This window comes from Rhodococcoides navarretei (genome assembly GCF_038069675.1).
Classification (GTDB): Bacteria; Actinomycetota; Actinomycetes; order Mycobacteriales; family Mycobacteriaceae; genus Rhodococcoides; species Rhodococcoides navarretei.
This window is the reverse complement of record NZ_JBBPCN010000001.1, coordinates 1,754,553-1,770,360: the sequence shown is the minus strand read 5'-3', so window position 1 is coordinate 1,770,360 and position 15,808 is coordinate 1,754,553. Positions and strand designations below refer to the sequence as shown.

The following is a 15,808-nucleotide window of genomic DNA, read 5'->3' as shown; positions in this document are numbered from 1 at the left end:
AGTCGGATGTCCATGTAAGTCCAGAACCACCCTCACAGTCGGTCGTAGAACTGCCTCAGATCGGCGTTGGCCCGACTGACCTCGGCCTCGGTGGAGCCGTCGGCGCGAAATATTCGGCGCAGGATCAACGGATCGAGATCGTCCATCGCGGGAGCGAACGACACCTGGGGAAGGTCTGGGAACGACGCTCGATCGGCGAACCAGTCATCGGGATCGAACTCGTCCTCTCGTTCCCCGCCCCCGACGCCCTCGATCAGTTGGTCGAGATCGACTCCACGCAGCGTCAGGATGGTGGCGGCGGACGCGTCGATGTGCTCGGCGGCGATGTACATCAGAGCCGCCGCGTGCTTGCAGGGCCACCCGTCATCGGGACATGTGCAGTCGAAATCGAGCTGCCCCTTGTCGTGCGGCAGCAACACCGAAGCCAGCGCCTGCGGAATGGCATTGGACGCCAACTCGCCCAGCATGCCCGGGTTCGACCGCACCCTGTCGACGAGTGCGGCAACCTCCCCCTGAGTGAGCGGATCGACGGTGACCGAGGCCGAGAACGGCTCGAGCTGACTGCCCTGCACTTCGCCGTATATCTGCCCCCGCTCCACCCCGAGCGTGAGCACCTGTCCCTGGCGCGCATACGTTCTGCCGCGAGCAATCCGACCCGGATCCGCGAGGTCTTCCATGGCCGCCACGAAATGCCTGCCCCACCACGTCTGCCCGAACGCGCCGCGCTTGTTTCTGGACTCGATGCCGCCCTTGGCTTGTCGCCGCTTGCCGTACTGCGAGAAGTCGACCATCACTCCCCCACCGCATCCTCACTGAGGCGAAACAGCTCCTGCAGTTCCGCGGTGTCCATTTCGGTCACCCAGTTCTCGCCGGTGCCCACCGCCAGATTCGCCAGATCCTGCTTGGAGACGAGCATCGAGTCGATCCGTTCCTCCACGGTGCCCACGCACAGCAGTTTGCGCACCTCGACGTTCTTACGCTGGCCGATGCGAAAGGCCCGGTCGGTCGCCTGATTCTCCACCGCCGGGTTCCACCAACGATCCAGATGAACGACATGATTGGCGGCCGTCAGATTCAACCCGGTGCCGCCGGCCTTGAGCGAGAGCATCATGATCGGCGGACCGTCACCGCTCTGGAAGTTCTCCACCATCTCGTCGCGCTTGGACTTGCTCACACCACCGTGCAGGAACGGCACCGCGGTGCCGAATCGATCGGCGAAGTACGGAGCCACCAGCTCACCGAACTCCCGGAACTGCGTGAACAACAACGCCTTCTCGTTGTCGCCCAGAATCGAATCGAGCATGTCCTCCACCAAACCGATCTTGCCCGAGCGATGCTGTCCCCTCTTGAGCACCGGCGAGCCGTCGGACAGGAAATGGGCGGGGTGGTTGCACACCTGCTTGAGACGAGTGAGCGCAGACAGGACGGCGCCCTTGCGCTTCATGCCTTTCGCATCGGCGATCTGCGCCATCATCTCGTCGACGACAGCCTTGTACAGCGCAGCCTGCTCGGCGGTGAGATTCGCCCGCACGGTCATCTCGTTCTTCTCGGGTAGGTCCGAGATGACCGTCGGATCGGTCTTGACGCGGCGCAGAATGAAGGGCGAGGTGATGGCGCGCAGCCGTGAGACGGCGTTCTCGTCGTTCTCGCGCTCGATGGGAACCGAGAATCGCTTCCGAAAGTCGGACGGCCGGCCCAGCATGCCCGGATTGGCGAAGTCGAGAATGGACCTCAGTTCGTCCAGCCGGTTCTCCACGGGCGTTCCGGTGAGTGCCAACTTGTGGTCAGCGGGGATGGCGAGCGCAGCCTTGGCCTGAACGGTGCCCGAGTTCTTGATGTGCTGCGCCTCGTCGAGGACCACTCGACGCCACGTCTGCTCGGCGAGCTGCTCGCGATCCTTGGCCATCAGGGCGTACGTGGTGACGATCAGATCGTGTTCGGCGATCGCCCGATCGAGCTCCTCGCCCTTGGACCGAGCCGGCCCGTGGTGCACCAGAACTCGCAGTGCCGGAGTGAATTTCGCCGCCTCACGCTGCCAGTTACCGACCACCGACATCGGGGCCACCAACAGCGTCGGCATCGGACTCCGTTCGTGCGCGAGCAGGGTCAGCACCTGCAGCGTCTTGCCGAGCCCCATGTCGTCGGCGAGTACCGCTCCGAGACCGAGCCGACTCATGAACGCGAGCCAATCGAGCCCACGCTGCTGATACGGCCGCAGAGTCGCGTTCACACCGGCCGGTACGGGGATGGTTTCCGGCACCGCACCGGGTTCGAGCAACGTGGCCGCCCACCCGGTGGCCCGGATGTCCTGGACCGGAGCCGGCGGTGGATCGGCCAGCGTCATCTCGCGCATCAGCGTGCTCAGTGCAGTCCCGTCGCCGTGATGCTCGGCAACGTACTTGGCGGCGCGCGCGAGTTGACCGCCGTCGGCCAACACCCACTGGCCGCGGAGCCTGACGAGATCGCCCTTCGAGACGGCGAGCCTGTTCATCTCCGCCTCGGTGAGCACCATGTCGCCGAGTTGGAGTTGCCAGTCGTACGACACCAATTCGTCCATGCCGACCGCCCTGTCCGCGGCCGCTTTCGTCACCGCGGGTGACTCGACGCGCAACCGCATCGACGGATCCAATCTCGTCCAGGCCCGAGGAAGTAGAACCGTCGTACCGGTGGCCTGCAGTGCCGTCGCACCGTGCTCGACGAGGTCGATGACCACCGACGTCGGAAGCAACAGATCGAGGGTGCCTTCCTGCGACGGCAGATCACGCAGCCTCGGGTAAGCCGCCACGGCCTCGCCGAGTTTGCGCACCGCGATCGACAGCAGGGTCGCGTCGACCTTGCGGCTCATCGGAACAGGTCGCGGCGCTTCGCCGTCGGCGCGCAGACACACCTGCAGCGTCCAGTACGACTCCACCTCTTCCGGGGAGGCGCTCTCGGCGGCGACCTCGTCGTCATCGGGTTCGAGCAGGCGTAGCACCAGGGACGGTTCGTCGACGGTGAGGCTTCCGCGCCAGTTCTCGAGCAGCGTCGAAATCTGTTGAGTGCCATCGGGATATGGATCATCGCGAATCAGGGCCGACAACAGCGGATGCTCCGAGTCGGGTCTGCCCAGAACCGATCTGACGATCGGATCGGTGAGCTCCTCGACAATGTCGTCGAGAATCCTCTTGGGCCGCTCGCCGGCGCGCTGCACGGACGGCATCGCGACGGCGAGTTCGCTTGCCCAGGCGCGTTGACGTTCGCCGCCGACCAGACGCCAGCGAGGCCACCACTGCCCGTCCATCAACTTCAGGGCCGGAACGACGCGGCCGCCGCGGACCCAGCGTTCGATTCCGCGGGCGACGTGCGCCAGGTAGCGGAGATCACCGGAGATCGACGCGTGCTCGGACGGCGTCCGCAGCAGCAATTCGACCGCATCGTGCGGCGCGAGCGCGATGGCCGGAACCTGCACCGGGGCCGGCGCGGTAGCCCTCCGTCCCGCTGCCGGAAACGACACCTCGGCACGGTGCCGGAACGTTCTGGTCAGGACATGCGCGTGAGTCTGGGGCAGCGCGGGTTCGTCGCCGGTGGTGGTTTCGTCGTCCCACAGCATCAGCCCGGCACCGGGGGACCACAGACCGTGCAACATCGGTCCATCCAATCAGCAGGCACCGACACCGCCGAGGCGAGGCGCTCCGAGCGAGTCTCTGCGTTGCGCTACCGGTCGATCCGACCGGTAGGGCACAGTAGGCGCATGATCGCGTACGGCTTCAGCGAATACGGCGGACCCGACACCGAGCACCTTTTCGACCTACCCGTCGCGGAGCCGGGCCCCGGGCAAATCCTCGTCGCGGTGCATGCCGCCGGGGTCAATCCAGCGGATTGGAAGGTGCGGGCGGGCAATCGCAAGGACACCGTGCAGATCACCTTGCCCGCGGTTCTGGGACGGGAGGTATCGGGCACCGTCGTAGCGGCGGGCTCCGGTGTGGTCGACTTCCCGATCGGCGACCACGTGTTCGGAGCCACCGACGCGGGATTCGGAGGCTATGCGCAGTACACCGTGCTCAACGCGTCGAGCACTGCACACAAGCCGGAGGCCGTCTCGTGGGCAGCGGCGGCCACCCTTCCGGTGGCGGCCGGCACCGCGTACGACGCGCTACAACGACTTCATCCGGTCGTGGGTGATTCCATCCTGGTGCTCGGCGCGGGCGGCGGCGTGGGTTCGGCCGTTCTGCAACTCGCGCGAGCCGATGGGATCGACGTTCTCGCGGTCGCGAGCGTAGGTAAACGGGAGTGGATCGAGAGCCTCGGGGCCGAGTTCGTCGAATCGGGCCCCGACTTCGTCGACGCGATCTCGCGACCGGTGACCGGCATCGTCGATCTCGTCGGAGGCGCGACGTTGCGCGCTGCCGCGACCGCAGTGACGGCGGGGGTACCGATCGTCAGCGTCGCAGATCCGGTGTCGGCAGCCCAGTTCGGTGGTTCCGGAGTCGAACGTGACCGCAGCACCGCAGCATTCGCGCGGCTGGCGGATCTGACCGCGTCGGGTGTCCTTTGCCCGCGCATCGACCATGTCTTCCCGCTCGAGCGAGCAGGCGAGGCTCTCGCGCTCGTCGAGAACGGGCACGTGCTCGGCAAGGTCGTCGTCGAGGTTCGCTGACGCCGGTTCCGCGGCAGCGGATCACTGTCGGTCCCGTACGGCACACTGCTGTCGCAAGAACCGAAGACCGACCGAGAAGATCGACGATGGGACGTGTGTGAGAAAACTGTGGGTAGCGGTCCTGCTGGTGGTCGCTGCGGCGGTGATGGCTGTGTTCGGCTCGTGCGACCGGCCCGTCGTTCCTGGTTTCTCCCCCGCCGAACCGGCTCCGGGTAGTCCTACTCGCTCACAGATCGAGGAGCTGCTCGGACAGGTTCGCGTGGTCGCCGCGCGACCCGATCCCCTCGGCTACGAGCGTGGATGCAAGAGCGGTGAAGGGTGTGTGTTCGGCCCGGCGTGGACGGACGACTACGACGGGCCGGGCGGTCACGACGGCTGCGGTACCCGCGACAACGTCCTGGCGCTGTCGATGACCGAGGTCGAGTTCCGGGCAGGCACCCGCAACTGCGTCGTGCTGGCGGGTTCGCTCGCAGATCCGTACTCCGGCGAGCGGATGCTGTTCACCAAGTCCGACGCCGGAAAAATCCAGATCGACCACGTCTACCCCCTGTCCGCCGCCTGGGACATGGGCGCGAACACGTGGTTGCCGGACAAGCGCATTCGGTTCGCCAACGACGTGGCGTTCAATCTGCTCGCGGTGAACGGGGCAGACAACCAGAGCAAGAGCGACAAGACACCGTCGCAGTGGCTACCACCGAACGCGGCCTACCACTGCTTCTATGCGGGCAAGTATCTCTCGGTCGCCGCCCAGTACGAACTGCCGATCACGCAGGCCGATCAGGGTGTTCTCGCTTCGGTCGCCTCGACGTGCGCGGCGTAAGGTGAGAACGATGTCAACGGCACACTCGCGCAGCTTCCTCGACCGTGAGACTCAGCTCTGCATGTCTCTGTCCGGCCGACCGAGCAACATCGGAACGCGCTTTCACAACTACCTCTACGACGAGTTGGATCTGAACTTCGTCTACAAGGCGTTCACCACCACCGATCTTGCCGCCGCAGTGGGAGGCGTTCGCGCGCTGGGCATTCGAGGCTGCGCCGTGTCCATGCCGTTCAAGGAGGATGTGATCGAACTGGTCGACGTGATGCACGAGTCGGCGAGCGCGATCGAGTCCGTCAACACCATCGTCAACGAGCACGGCGTTCTGCATGCCTACAACACCGACTACCAGGCTGTCGCGAACCTACTCGCGGCGAGCAATTTTCCGACGGACTGGTCGGTTGCGGTGACCGGGAGCGGCGGCATGGCGAAGGCTGTCGTTGCCGCACTTCGTGATTCGGGCTTCACTCGCGGCACCGTCGTTGCCCGCAACGCGAACACCGGGCCGGCCCTCGCCGAGTCCTACGGATACGACTGGTCGGCCGACGCAGTCGGTGCAGACCTGCTGGTGAACGTGACTCCGGTGGGGATGGCCGGTGGGCCCGACGCCGACTCCACACCGTTCTCCGAACAGCAGGTCGATGCAGCCGGTGCCGTGTTCGACGTCGTCGCCATGCCGTCGGAGACCCCGCTCATCGTTGCCGCCCGGGCGGCGAACAAGCCCGTGATCACCGGCGCTCAGGTCATCGCCCTGCAGGCCGCAGAGCAGTTCGTCCTCTACACCGGAGTGCGACCGTCGGACGAGCAGATCGCGCGCGCATCGGAATTCTCGCGCCGCTGACTCACAGGTGCTGCCACCGGGGCTTGTTGGCATAGGCGTACCGGTAGTACTCCCCCAGTGCGAGCGACGACGCCGCGCCCTCGTCCAACAGCACCGTTGCGTGCGGGTGCCATTGGATCGTCGACGCGGGGCAGAACGCCGTCAGCGGTCCTTCGACGGCGGCAGCCACTGCCTCCGCTTTCGACTCCCCCGTTGCGATCAACACGAGGTGACGCGCCTCGTCGATGGTGCCCAACCCCTGCGTCAGTACGTGATGCGGCACGTCCTCCGGGGAGTCGAAGAAGCGCGCATTGTCGACGCGAGTCTGTTCGGTAAGCGTCTTCACCCGCGTCCGCGATCTCAATGACGACCCAGGTTCGTTGAAGCCGATGTGTCCGTCGGTGCCGATTCCGAGGATCTGCACATCGATGCCGCCGGCGGCCGCGATCGCTGCGTCGTACCGCTGCGCCTCGGACGCGATGTCGTCTGCGTCGCCGTCGGGTGAGAACACCGCGGCGTCGTCCAGATCGACATGGTCGACGAAGTTCTGTCGAATGAACGAAAAGTAGGACTGCTCCGCCGTTTTCGACAGTCCGATGTATTCGTCGAGCAGGAAGGCTCGGCATCGCGCGAACGACAGGCCGTCCTCCCGATGCCGCCGCGCCAATTCGCGATAGGTACCCACCGGGGTGGACCCGGTTGCCAGGCCCAGGACTGGGGTGGAGCCGGCGGAACGACCCGGGTTGGCAGCCGGACCGGCTCGTACCACTCGTTCGACGATGTCGGCGGCCGTGCGGTCCACTGCGTCGACCCCATCGAGGATCACTATCTCCATCTAACTGTCCTCCCTGATCGCAGTTCCGCTTCTGATCACCTGTATCGGCTCGAACGCTGCGTCGACCACCAGCACGTCGGCTCTCATGTCCTGTTCGAGGCAACCGATGTCGGAGCCGAGGCCGATCGTCGTGGCCGGAGTCGACGACGCGGCCCGCACCGCCTCGACCAGGGGCACGCCGGCGTCCTGCACGGCCCGGCGCACCAGATCCAACACGGTCGCAGTCCCACCCGCGATCGGTGCCGTCTCGGGATCGGTGTCGCGAGACAATCGTGCGACCGAGTGGTGGACGGTCACGTCCAGTGGTCCGAGTCGGTAGCGGCCGTCCGACATACCGGCCGCGGCCATCGCGTCGGACACCAGCGCGATCCGTGTGCCGCCGACGAGATCGAACACGGCGCGCACGGTCTCGTCGGCGAGATGTACTCCGTCTCCGATCAATTCGAGCACCATGCCGCCGCGGGCCGCGGCGGCCAAGCATTCGCTCACCGGCCCTGGTGATCGATGATGCCAGGTCGGCATTCCGTTGAAGAGGTGCGTGGCCGTGATCGGCCCGCTCCCCAGTGCCCGGATTCCGCGGCGCGTGGTGAGTGCATCGGCGTCCGTGTGCCCGATACTCGGCAGTATGTCGTTCTCTCGCAGCATCTCTGCGATGGCAGCGAACCCGTCGACCTCGGGCGCGAGGGTCATCGACCGCACCGCTCCTCGGCCCGCGCCGACGATATCGCGCAGCAGTCCGGGATCCCCGCTGCGCAGCGACGCCGGATCCTGTGCGCCGCAGCGGGCGACCGACAGGAACGGCCCCTCGATGTGGATCCCGGCGATGTCACCGGACTCGTACAGGTCCGCCAACATCGACGTCTGCGCGATCAGCCGTTCGGGCGGCGCCGACACCAGCGAGGCAAGCATCGTCGTGGTGCCGCGGGATCGGTGATGCCGCACCGCCGTCATGAGATCGTCGGCCGGTGAATCCGGAAACGATGCCCCTGCCCCGCCATGGCAGTGCAGGTCGACCAGCCCGGGCAGGATCGTCGTATCCGACTGCGGTGCAGGGTCCCCGAGCCACGCCGAAGCCGGACCGACCCACTCGATCCGGGCTCCCGCCAACGCGAGAACGCCGTCCTCGATCACCTCGTCGCGCGTGACGACCCGCCCTCGCAGCGTGGTCGTAGCCGGAGCGGTCATGCCCGATCGGGCTCGAGTACTGCGTCGTCCTCACGGCCGGGGGTACGCAGATTCCACTTCTTGATGACGAAGCTGAACAGGAAGTAGTAGATCACCGCGTACACGAGTCCGATGGGAATGAGCAACCACGCCTTGGTGGCAATCCCGTAGTTCAGGAGGTAGTCGATGCCACCGGCGGAGAAGAAGAATCCGTCGTGGATTCCGAGGGCATTGGTCAGCGCCATCGACGTTCCGGTCAGGACCGCGTGAATGATGTAGAGCGGCCAGGCGACGAACATGAACGAGTACTCGAGCGGCTCGGTGATCCCGGTGACGAAGGCAGTCAGACCGGTGGACAGCATGATTCCGCCGACGATCTTCTTCTGCGACGGCTTGGCGTTGCGGTAGATCGCGAAGGCCGCAGCGGGAAGAGCGAACATCATGATCGGGAAGAATCCGGTCATGAACACTCCGGCAGACGGGTCGCCGGCGAAGAACCGGTTGAGGTCGCCGCGCACCAGCTGGCCGCTCGCATCCTGGTAGTCGCCGACGAGGAACCAGACCACGGAATTCAGAATGTGGTGCAGTCCGGTGGGAATGAGCATGCGGTTGGCGAAACCGTAGATTCCGCTGCCCACAACGCTGTGGTCGGCGACCGTATTGCCGACCCATTGGAGGGCACTGTAGAAGAGCGGGTACACGAACGACATGATCACGGCGACAACGAGACCCGTGATCGCCGTCATGATCGGCACGAGCCGGCGGCCGCTGAAGAAGCCGAGGTAGTCGGGCAACTTCTGGCGATAGAACCGTTGCCAGAGGATGGCCGAAAGCAGGCCGATCACGATGCCCGCCAGGACCCCGTAGTCGATCACGGCCGGATCACCGTTCGCATCGACCTCCCCGTCGAGCACGACCGGTGACATTGCCGTGAACACACCGTTCATGACCATGTAGCCGACCACAGCAGCGAGTGCGGTCGACCCGTCGGACTTCTTGGCCCAGCCGATGGCGATACCGACTGCGAAGATGAGCGGAAGCCAGGTGAATACCGCCTGACCTGCAGCAGAGATGACCGCGGCGGCCGTCTCCAGCGCGCTGAATCTACCCAGCAGGTCGTCCTGACCGAGACGGAGCAGGATGCCGGCGGCGGGCAGAACAGCGATCGGGAGCATGAGGCTGCGACCGAACCGCTGCAGTCCGGCCAGTGATCGGGATTCCTTCTTCGGCTCGGTATCGACCGAGTCGGTCTTCTTCGGGGTCATGGCGACCTTCTCTTCGAGGCTGGTCCTTCGAGGGCGGTTTCCGCTGTTGTGACCGGGCACCATCAGGGGTACTGTCCGGTCATTACCAGTTGTAGTTTGGCCAGGTGGCAAGCACATGTCAACCCGGTCGTGTGATTCAGCCGACAGAAAGCGAGATCCGGACATGTCCAAGGCGGACGCGATCGTGAAGGGCCTCGGCGGTGCCGACAACATCGTCGAGATCGAAGCGTGCATCACTCGGTTACGCACCGAGGTGAAGGACGGATCGTTGGTGGACGAGGCAGCACTCAAGGCGGCCGGTGCGCACGGCGTGTTCCACAAGGGCACCGCGGTTCAGGTCATCGTCGGCCCCGAAGCGGACACGCTCGCAGAAGATATCGAAGACATTCTGTGAACGACGCCAACCTGATCCTCAGTCCCGTTGCCGGCCGGGTGATCTCGCTCGCCGACGTCCCCGACCCAGTGTTTTCCGCGCAGATGGTCGGTGCCGGTGTCGCACTGCAGCCGGCCGCGAGCGACGGTCCCGTCGAGGTCCGTTCTCCGGTCGCGGGCAAGATACTCAAGCTTCATCCGCACGCGTTCGTCGTCTTCACCGACGACAAGGCAGGTGTGTTGGTCCACATCGGTATCGACACCGTGAAGATGAAGGGCTCGGGCTTCGAACTCGTTGCAGCAGAGGGTGATCGAGTCGAGGCCGGCGACCTCGTCGTCACCTATGACCCCGCAGCGATCGCGTCGGCAGGCTACTCGGATGTCGTCCCCGTGGTCCTGATGGATTCGAAGCCGGATTCGGTGACGAGTGCGAGCATCGGCACCGACGTCGTGAAGGGCGATCCGCTGTTCGAGCTGCCCTGACCTCACCGACGCGGCGTGGTGCGTCGCCCGCCTTCGACTTCCATCGACAGTTGATACCGGTCGCAGCGGTACCAGCTCTCGGCATGCTCGAGCGGCTCGCCGCCGCTGAAGGAGACCCGGTCGAAGTACAGCACCGGTGCGCCGCGCTTGGTACCGAGCAGGGTGGCCGTATCACTGTCGGCTGCAGTCGCTTTGACGGTCTGCTCGGCCCGATCGATCGTCAGACCGTAGTGATTGCGCACAGCCTCGTAGATCGACTGGCTCAGATCGTGGTCGATCAATTCCGGAAGCAGTCCGGCCCGGTACCACCCGTCGTCGACGCTGACCGGCTCGGCGTCGGCCAACCGCAGCCTCTTGATGTGGTAAGTCTGCTCCCCGTCGACCAGACCGAGGGCGCGAATAGTTGATGCAGAAGGCTTTTCGAGCCGTGCGAAGAGCACCACCGTCGTCGGTGTCAATCCCTGCGCGCGCATCTCCTCCGAGAACGACGCCAGGTGCAAGCGAGACTGAACCGTGCGACTGGCGACGAACGTGCCCTTGCCGCGCACGCGCACCAGATGTCCGTCGTTGACGAGTTGGCCGATTGCTTCCCTGACGGTGATGCGGCTGACGCCGTAATCCTCCATCAGCTTCCGCTCACTCGGCATCAGATCGCCGGGTTGGAGCTCCTTGGTGCAGCGATGCAACAGAATTGCGCGCAGCTGTTCGTGTTTCGGGATCTGACTGTCCCTCAGATGTACGGGCATCACCACTGCGCCGGCCTTTCGGTCACTCGACGGACCAGCGGTACGGACTGGTCCGGTCCAACCAAAGACTACGTCACACCTGGGTGCACCGACAGCATCCGGTCGCCACCGGTTTCGCCGACCCGACTCGGTGGGAAACGACGCGACAGGCGCCGGCGGACCGTGCAACATCATCGATCGTGACCTCTGCCGACAATTCCGACGCTGCCGACCGACCGACAAGTCTCTCGACCCCCGTCAGCGCCGGAATCGTGGCCGCTCTGGTCGGCTTCACCAGTTCGTTCGCCGTAGTCCTCACCGGCCTACGCGCGGTGGGTGCCAGCCCAGCCGAGGCAGCCTCGGGATTGTCGGCACTGTGTCTGACGCAGGCCGTCGGGATGATGTGGCTTGCGCGCAGATATCGACAGCCCATCACGCTTGCCTGGTCGACACCGGATGCCGCGTTGCTCGCCGGAACCGGCGTGGTGGTCGGCGGTTGGCCTGCCGCAGTGGGTGCGTTCGTCACCGTCGGGCTCATGATCGTCCTGACCGGACTGTGGCCGCGGCTCGGCGCTCTTGTCTCGAGAATCCCGGTACCACTCGCGCAGGCGATGCTGGCCGGAGTGCTGCTACCCCTCTGCTCGGCACCGGTGGTAGCCCTCGCCGGCTCCCCCGAACACGTAGCGCCGGTGGTTCTCGTCTGGCTCGTGGTGCTCCGTTTCAGCACACGCTGGGCGGTCCCCGCTGCGTTCGCTGCGGCGGCTGTGATCATCGCTGCCGACGTGATCGGCAGCGCCACCTCCATCGCGGCGTCCGATCTCGTCCCCCGAATCGACTGGACGATTCCGCACTGGACGTGGCAGGCGACCGTCGGCATCGCAGTGCCGTTGTACATCGTCACGATGGCGTCACAGAATATCCCGGGCACATCGGTCATGGCGTCGTTCGGCTACCGCATCCCGTGGCGTGCATCGATGACCGTCACCGGAACCGGAACGGTGCTGGGAGCATTCGCTGGTGGGCACACGATCAATCTCGCCGCGATCAGCGCTGCACTATCGGCGAGCCCCAGCGCTCATCCGGACCCGAACCGACGATGGGTCGCGGCATTCTCCGCCGGATGCTCGTTCTCGGTGCTCGCACTGCTGGCCACGGCTCTGGCGACTCTGGTGGCCGCATCTCCTGCCGGAGTGGTGGAAACCGTTGCCGGGCTTGCACTGTTGGGAACGCTCGCGGCGTCGCTGTTCGGCGCACTGCAGCACGCGTCGGACCGAGAAGCGACCGTCCTGACGTTCCTCGTCGCTGCATCCGGCCTGACCTTTGTGGGGATAGGATCGGCGTTCTGGGCATTGATCGTCGGACTCGCCGTACGGGCGATTCTGCGACGGCAGTCCCCGGCGCTGCCAGTCTCGGACGCTACTGGCTAGGGTCACATCCATGACGGAACAGGTGAACGCCACTGCCGAGTTGTCGCTCGCATCGGACTTTCCGGCGCTGTGGCCGGTGCCGACACGATGGGACGACAACGACCATTACGGCCACGTCAACAACGTCACCTACTATGCGTACTTCGACACAGCCGTCAATGGATGGTTGATGGAGACGACGGGACTGGACATCCGCACCCTGTCGGCGATAGGCGTCGTCGCCGAAACGTCGTGCCGATACCTCTCCGAGTTGAGCTTTCCGGACCGCCTTCAGGTCGGACTCGCCGTCGAGAAGTTGGGTACTCGCAGCATCGTGTATTCACTCGGGTTGTTCCGGGAGGCCGGCGACGATGTGCTGGAGCTGGCGGCTCGGGGACGATTCGTGCACGTCTACGTCGACGGCGTCACGCGCAGACCTGTCGCGATTCCGCCCGAGATCGAAAGCGCGGCACGCACTCTGACGATCGGCACCTCGACGAGCTGACCGCCTACAGGCCGATCTCATCGGCTGTGTGCAGCGCCCTGGTGACGATGTCGTCGATGAGCGTTGTGGTCGGCCCGCCCGCCACGGCCCTGTTTCGCGAGTCCGCTTCCATCCGGCGCATGACACCTTCGGCGATGATCGAGAGCTTCCACAGCGCCAGCACCTGCCAGAAACCGACATCGGAAACATCACGTCCGGTGTGCTGCGCGTACGACTCGACTAGTTCGGCCCGAGTGGGAAAGCCCGGCAGCGTCGACGCCATGAACGGGCCCGCGACCCCGTCGTCGGCCTGCGGCCAATAGGCCAGTAGCCCACCGAGATCCGCCAACGGGTCTCCGAGTGTGCATAGCTCCCAGTCGACGACTGCGGCTACCCGACCGTCCTCGCGGTCCGTGATCACGTTGCTGAGGTGAAAATCTCCGTGCACCAGGGTCACTTCCTGCTGCTGAGGAACGTTGGCGGCCAATCGCGTTGCAAGCGAATCGATACCGGGTACGTCGCGAGTGCGCGAGGATTGCCACTGCTTCGTCCACCGGGCGAGTTGACGTGCAGCGTAAGGCTTGTGACTGGCCAGGTCCGCCAGTCCCGACGACTCGAGATCCACGCGGTGGATATCGGCGAGCGCAACGGTAAGCCCCAGTCCGACCTTCCGTCGATGCTCGACATCGAGTTGCTCGGCTGTGGCCACCGAGTCGACCACGATCCCGTCGACGAAACTCATCAGCACCACAGGGACCTCGGACACCGAAGAATCCTCGGTGATCGCGATCATCTTCGGAACCGGCACCGCTGTGTTCTGTAGGCCGGACAGAATTCGATGCTCGCGCACGACGTCGTGTGCGGACGCCAGCAACTGCCCGAGCGGTGGGCGTCGGAGCACCCACGTACTGCCGCCGGCATCACGGACCGCGTAGGTGAGATTGGATTGACCGTTGCCGATCCGATGAAAGGTCAGCGGCGACGTTGCGCCGATTCCCAATCCTGCGATCCAGGTCGATACTGCGTTTTCGTCCAGTCCCACTGCGCCCATACAGAACCCTCACTTCGCTGTGCGACATCGTTGTCGACGGCCGTTGCCGGAGTCGACCGATAGTAGCGAAGCGACACACGCTTCGGTGCCGAGACACCGAGCCCGGTAGAGGTCAGCTGGCCCGGCCGAAAGCGGACACGAGCGCCGGAGTTGCGATCGCCGCGGCCGGAGTGGCGACTGCGTGGCGCTTGACCGCGATTTCGTCCACTTCACCGACGAGCAGTGAAATCATCGTCTCCGGCTCGGCGGCCCAGACCGACGAGATGTTGCGGACCTCGGCAGGAGCGAAGAGCCCGCTGGTTGCCAGAGCATCGATCCACTCGGAGACTGCTTCGGACGTAGGCTCGGGCATGGTGGTTCGATCGAGCGAGTCCGCTTGGAACTCGTTGCAAAAGAACGCGCGGACCATATCGAGCTGTCCCTGAGACATTGCGGTCATGTTCTTCTCCTTCGAGTTTTCCGGCGTCCGTAGTTGTCGAGTACCCGATTACGGCGGGATGTGACGGGTACCACAGCTCGTGTCCATATCGTTACCGGTTTGACTGTAACGACGGAATACGGTTTTCCGATGCGGCTGAAACTACGCCCTTCGGAGCAGTCTCGCCCAGGGTGACTTGGACTCTGTGACTATCGTCACACACTTGGACCCATCCGATCAACGACTTGCAACGAAGTCATAGTTCGCCTCACGAAACGCTGTGACCGGGGACAAACAGCCGACATATGCCCAGGTAGACGGCACGTGACGCTCCATCGAGTAATACGGAGTCGCCCGGATTCGGGCGTCGCCGGTCTGCGCCGGTCGATCCAGTAAGAGACCAGAAACCCGTTCTGATGGCCCTGAACAGTCTCGTTGCGTGATCTAGGCGCATTCCGCAAACTCGGAGCGCGTAACGAGTCGCGCACCCGGTCGCAGACACCGCAGTTCCGAGTCGGTGCTCCCGCGTGATGGAACCGTTACCGCGTAAACCATCAGCCTGTTCCCAACCTACTCACATCCGGTGCTCAGCTGGGTCCGGCACCGTGGCCCCATGCCGCCACCGAACCTCGACTCAGGACCCATCCGAAGATCCCTGGACGCCGGCTACCCCGCAACGCCGTCCGACACCTCGTCCCGGGCGCGCCGGCGAGCCGTGATCACGCGGTTGGCTGTGTCCGGCGCCTTCGCGGTCCTGCTGATCCTCTGGCCGATGTGGGCGTCGCCGCACGTGCCGGCCGAGTGGTCCGAGGAATCGAACCCTGCCACGGCACTGGCCGCCCGCGTACTCGACGCGATCGACGTGACCGCGGTGTTGACGGTCGTCGCCGCTCTCGCCGTCGTGGCTGTGATGCGCAAGCTTCCGTTCGGAATCGGGGTGGTGATCGCCTGCACCGTCGGCGCCGTGGTGACCACTGCTCTTGTCAGGCAGACCATGGGAGCGACGATGCAGCCCGCCGACCTTCCGAGCGGCCAACTCGCCGCCGCGGCCTCACTCCTCGGAGCCGCGTCCATGGTGGCATCGACTACGTGGCGGCCCGTGGTTCTCGGTCTGGGAACTGTCGCGACGCTGGCGGTGGCAGCGGCTGCCCTGATCGTCGGATCCGCGTCGATCACCGGGATCGTGGGCGCAGCCTCGATCGCCTTCCTGTGGTGGCCTGCATGCTCGATCGTCATGCTCTATTCCCCCGACGCCGCTGCCCGTGAGGCCCGCAATCCGCTCGATACGGCGGCATTGGCGGTCCAACGCAAGGTGGGGCGCTCCCGGTGAGT

Annotated in this window: 16 protein-coding genes; 8 read left to right on the top strand and 8 right to left on the bottom strand. The window is 65.1% G+C overall.

Going from position 1 to position 15,808, the window contains the following annotated elements; all coding sequences use genetic code 11:
- Positions 1-32 precede the first annotated feature (32 nt).
- Positions 33-791, bottom strand: coding sequence for an SWIM zinc finger family protein (locus AABD04_RS08585; RefSeq protein ID WP_243597106.1), 759 nt, complete (start codon positions 789-791; stop codon positions 33-35).
- The gene (locus AABD04_RS08580; RefSeq protein WP_341440895.1) at positions 791-3,625 is read right to left on the bottom strand and encodes a DEAD/DEAH box helicase; all 2,835 of its coding nucleotides are present in this window, start codon (positions 3,623-3,625) and stop codon (positions 791-793) included. The genes AABD04_RS08585 and AABD04_RS08580 overlap by 1 nt, the downstream gene beginning before the upstream one ends.
- Before the next feature lie 105 nt (positions 3,626-3,730).
- On the opposite strand from AABD04_RS08580, the gene AABD04_RS08575 reads away from it, so the two are divergent.
- From AABD04_RS08575 to AABD04_RS08565, 3 genes are all read left to right on the top strand, one after another.
- Complete coding sequence (locus AABD04_RS08575; protein WP_341440894.1) at positions 3,731-4,636, top strand: NADP-dependent oxidoreductase; 906 nt, start codon at positions 3,731-3,733, stop codon at positions 4,634-4,636.
- A gap of 145 nt (positions 4,637-4,781) precedes the next feature.
- Positions 4,782-5,456: an HNH endonuclease family protein gene (locus AABD04_RS08570; RefSeq protein ID WP_423228219.1), complete on the top strand. Its 675-nt coding sequence runs from the start codon at positions 4,782-4,784 to the stop codon at positions 5,454-5,456.
- A 10-nt stretch (positions 5,457-5,466) separates the two neighbouring features.
- A complete protein-coding gene (locus AABD04_RS08565) occupies positions 5,467-6,294 on the top strand; it encodes a shikimate 5-dehydrogenase (protein ID WP_341440892.1) in 828 nt (275 codons plus the stop codon).
- A 1-nt stretch (position 6,295) separates the two neighbouring features.
- Here the strand turns inward: AABD04_RS08565 and nagB are convergent, their stop codons facing one another.
- Genes nagB through AABD04_RS08550 form a run of 3 tightly spaced genes read right to left on the bottom strand, consistent with a single transcriptional unit; the run spans position 6,296 to position 9,537 of the window.
- Complete coding sequence (gene nagB, locus AABD04_RS08560; RefSeq protein ID WP_341440891.1) at positions 6,296-7,108, bottom strand: glucosamine-6-phosphate deaminase; 813 nt, start codon at positions 7,106-7,108, stop codon at positions 6,296-6,298.
- The gene (locus AABD04_RS08555) at positions 7,109-8,293 is read right to left on the bottom strand and encodes an N-acetylglucosamine-6-phosphate deacetylase (protein ID WP_341440890.1); all 1,185 of its coding nucleotides are present in this window, start codon (positions 8,291-8,293) and stop codon (positions 7,109-7,111) included. It abuts the gene before it with no gap.
- Positions 8,290-9,537, bottom strand: a complete 1,248-nt coding sequence (locus AABD04_RS08550; protein WP_335742805.1) for a PTS transporter subunit EIIC — start codon at positions 9,535-9,537, stop codon at positions 8,290-8,292. Before AABD04_RS08550 ends, AABD04_RS08555 begins: the two co-directional genes overlap by 4 nt.
- A gap of 163 nt (positions 9,538-9,700) precedes the next feature.
- Here AABD04_RS08550 and AABD04_RS08545 point away from each other — a divergent pair, with 163 nt between their 5' ends.
- Both AABD04_RS08545 and AABD04_RS08540 read left to right on the top strand, forming a co-directional pair.
- The gene (locus tag AABD04_RS08545; RefSeq protein WP_032378914.1) at positions 9,701-9,931 is read left to right on the top strand and encodes a glucose PTS transporter subunit EIIB; all 231 of its coding nucleotides are present in this window, start codon (positions 9,701-9,703) and stop codon (positions 9,929-9,931) included.
- A complete protein-coding gene (locus AABD04_RS08540) occupies positions 9,928-10,392 on the top strand; it encodes a PTS sugar transporter subunit IIA (protein ID WP_341440889.1) in 465 nt (154 codons plus the stop codon). The genes AABD04_RS08545 and AABD04_RS08540 overlap by 4 nt, the downstream gene beginning before the upstream one ends.
- Positions 10,393-10,394: 2 nt before the next feature.
- Here the strand turns inward: AABD04_RS08540 and AABD04_RS08535 are convergent, their stop codons facing one another.
- Positions 10,395-11,141, bottom strand: coding sequence for a GntR family transcriptional regulator (locus AABD04_RS08535; protein ID WP_423228218.1), 747 nt, complete (start codon positions 11,139-11,141; stop codon positions 10,395-10,397).
- 176 nt (positions 11,142-11,317) lie between these two features.
- Here AABD04_RS08535 and AABD04_RS08530 point away from each other — a divergent pair, with 176 nt between their 5' ends.
- On the top strand, positions 11,318-12,544 hold the full coding sequence (locus AABD04_RS08530; protein ID WP_341440887.1) for a benzoate/H(+) symporter BenE family transporter: 1,227 nt from the start codon (positions 11,318-11,320) through the stop codon (positions 12,542-12,544).
- Positions 12,545-12,554: 10 nt separating this feature from the next.
- Positions 12,555-13,028 carry an acyl-CoA thioesterase gene (locus AABD04_RS08525; RefSeq protein WP_341440886.1) on the top strand — a complete coding sequence of 158 codons (474 nt, stop codon included), beginning with the start codon at positions 12,555-12,557 and terminating at the stop codon, positions 13,026-13,028.
- Positions 13,029-13,032: 4 nt separating this feature from the next.
- On the opposite strand, the gene AABD04_RS08520 is transcribed toward AABD04_RS08525, so the two are convergent.
- On the bottom strand, positions 13,033-14,058 hold the full coding sequence (locus AABD04_RS08520) for a phosphotransferase family protein (RefSeq protein WP_341440885.1): 1,026 nt from the start codon (positions 14,056-14,058) through the stop codon (positions 13,033-13,035).
- Positions 14,059-14,170: 112 nt separating this feature from the next.
- Entirely contained in the window at positions 14,171-14,497 is a 327-nt protein-coding gene (locus AABD04_RS08515; RefSeq protein WP_243597075.1) for a hypothetical protein, read from the bottom strand.
- A 592-nt stretch (positions 14,498-15,089) separates the two neighbouring features.
- Between AABD04_RS08515 and AABD04_RS08510 the strand changes: the two genes are divergently transcribed.
- Positions 15,090-15,806, top strand: coding sequence for a hypothetical protein (locus AABD04_RS08510; RefSeq protein WP_341440884.1), 717 nt, complete (start codon positions 15,090-15,092; stop codon positions 15,804-15,806).
- Positions 15,807-15,808 lie beyond the last annotated feature (2 nt).

Coding starts and splice junctions, on each gene's coding strand:
- AABD04_RS08565 (WP_341440892.1), top strand. CDS start 5,467: ATGTCAACGGCACACTCGCGCAGCTTCCTCGACCGTGAGACTCAGCTC.
- AABD04_RS08575 (WP_341440894.1), top strand. CDS start 3,731: ATGATCGCGTACGGCTTCAGCGAATACGGCGGACCCGACACCGAGCAC.
- AABD04_RS08555 (WP_341440890.1), bottom strand. CDS start 8,293: ATGACCGCTCCGGCTACGACCACGCTGCGAGGGCGGGTCGTCACGCGC.
- nagB (WP_341440891.1), bottom strand. CDS start 7,108: ATGGAGATAGTGATCCTCGATGGGGTCGACGCAGTGGACCGCACGGCC.
- AABD04_RS08580 (WP_341440895.1), bottom strand. CDS start 3,625: ATGTTGCACGGTCTGTGGTCCCCCGGTGCCGGGCTGATGCTGTGGGAC.
- AABD04_RS08520 (WP_341440885.1), bottom strand. CDS start 14,058: ATGGGCGCAGTGGGACTGGACGAAAACGCAGTATCGACCTGGATCGCA.
- AABD04_RS08585 (WP_243597106.1), bottom strand. CDS start 791: ATGGTCGACTTCTCGCAGTACGGCAAGCGGCGACAAGCCAAGGGCGGC.
- AABD04_RS08515 (WP_243597075.1), bottom strand. CDS start 14,497: ATGACCGCAATGTCTCAGGGACAGCTCGATATGGTCCGCGCGTTCTTT.
- AABD04_RS08550 (WP_335742805.1), bottom strand. CDS start 9,537: ATGACCCCGAAGAAGACCGACTCGGTCGATACCGAGCCGAAGAAGGAA.
- AABD04_RS08510 (WP_341440884.1), top strand. CDS start 15,090: ATGCCGCCACCGAACCTCGACTCAGGACCCATCCGAAGATCCCTGGAC.
- AABD04_RS08570 (WP_423228219.1), top strand. CDS start 4,782: ATGGCTGTGTTCGGCTCGTGCGACCGGCCCGTCGTTCCTGGTTTCTCC.
- AABD04_RS08525 (WP_341440886.1), top strand. CDS start 12,555: ATGACGGAACAGGTGAACGCCACTGCCGAGTTGTCGCTCGCATCGGAC.
- AABD04_RS08545 (WP_032378914.1), top strand. CDS start 9,701: ATGTCCAAGGCGGACGCGATCGTGAAGGGCCTCGGCGGTGCCGACAAC.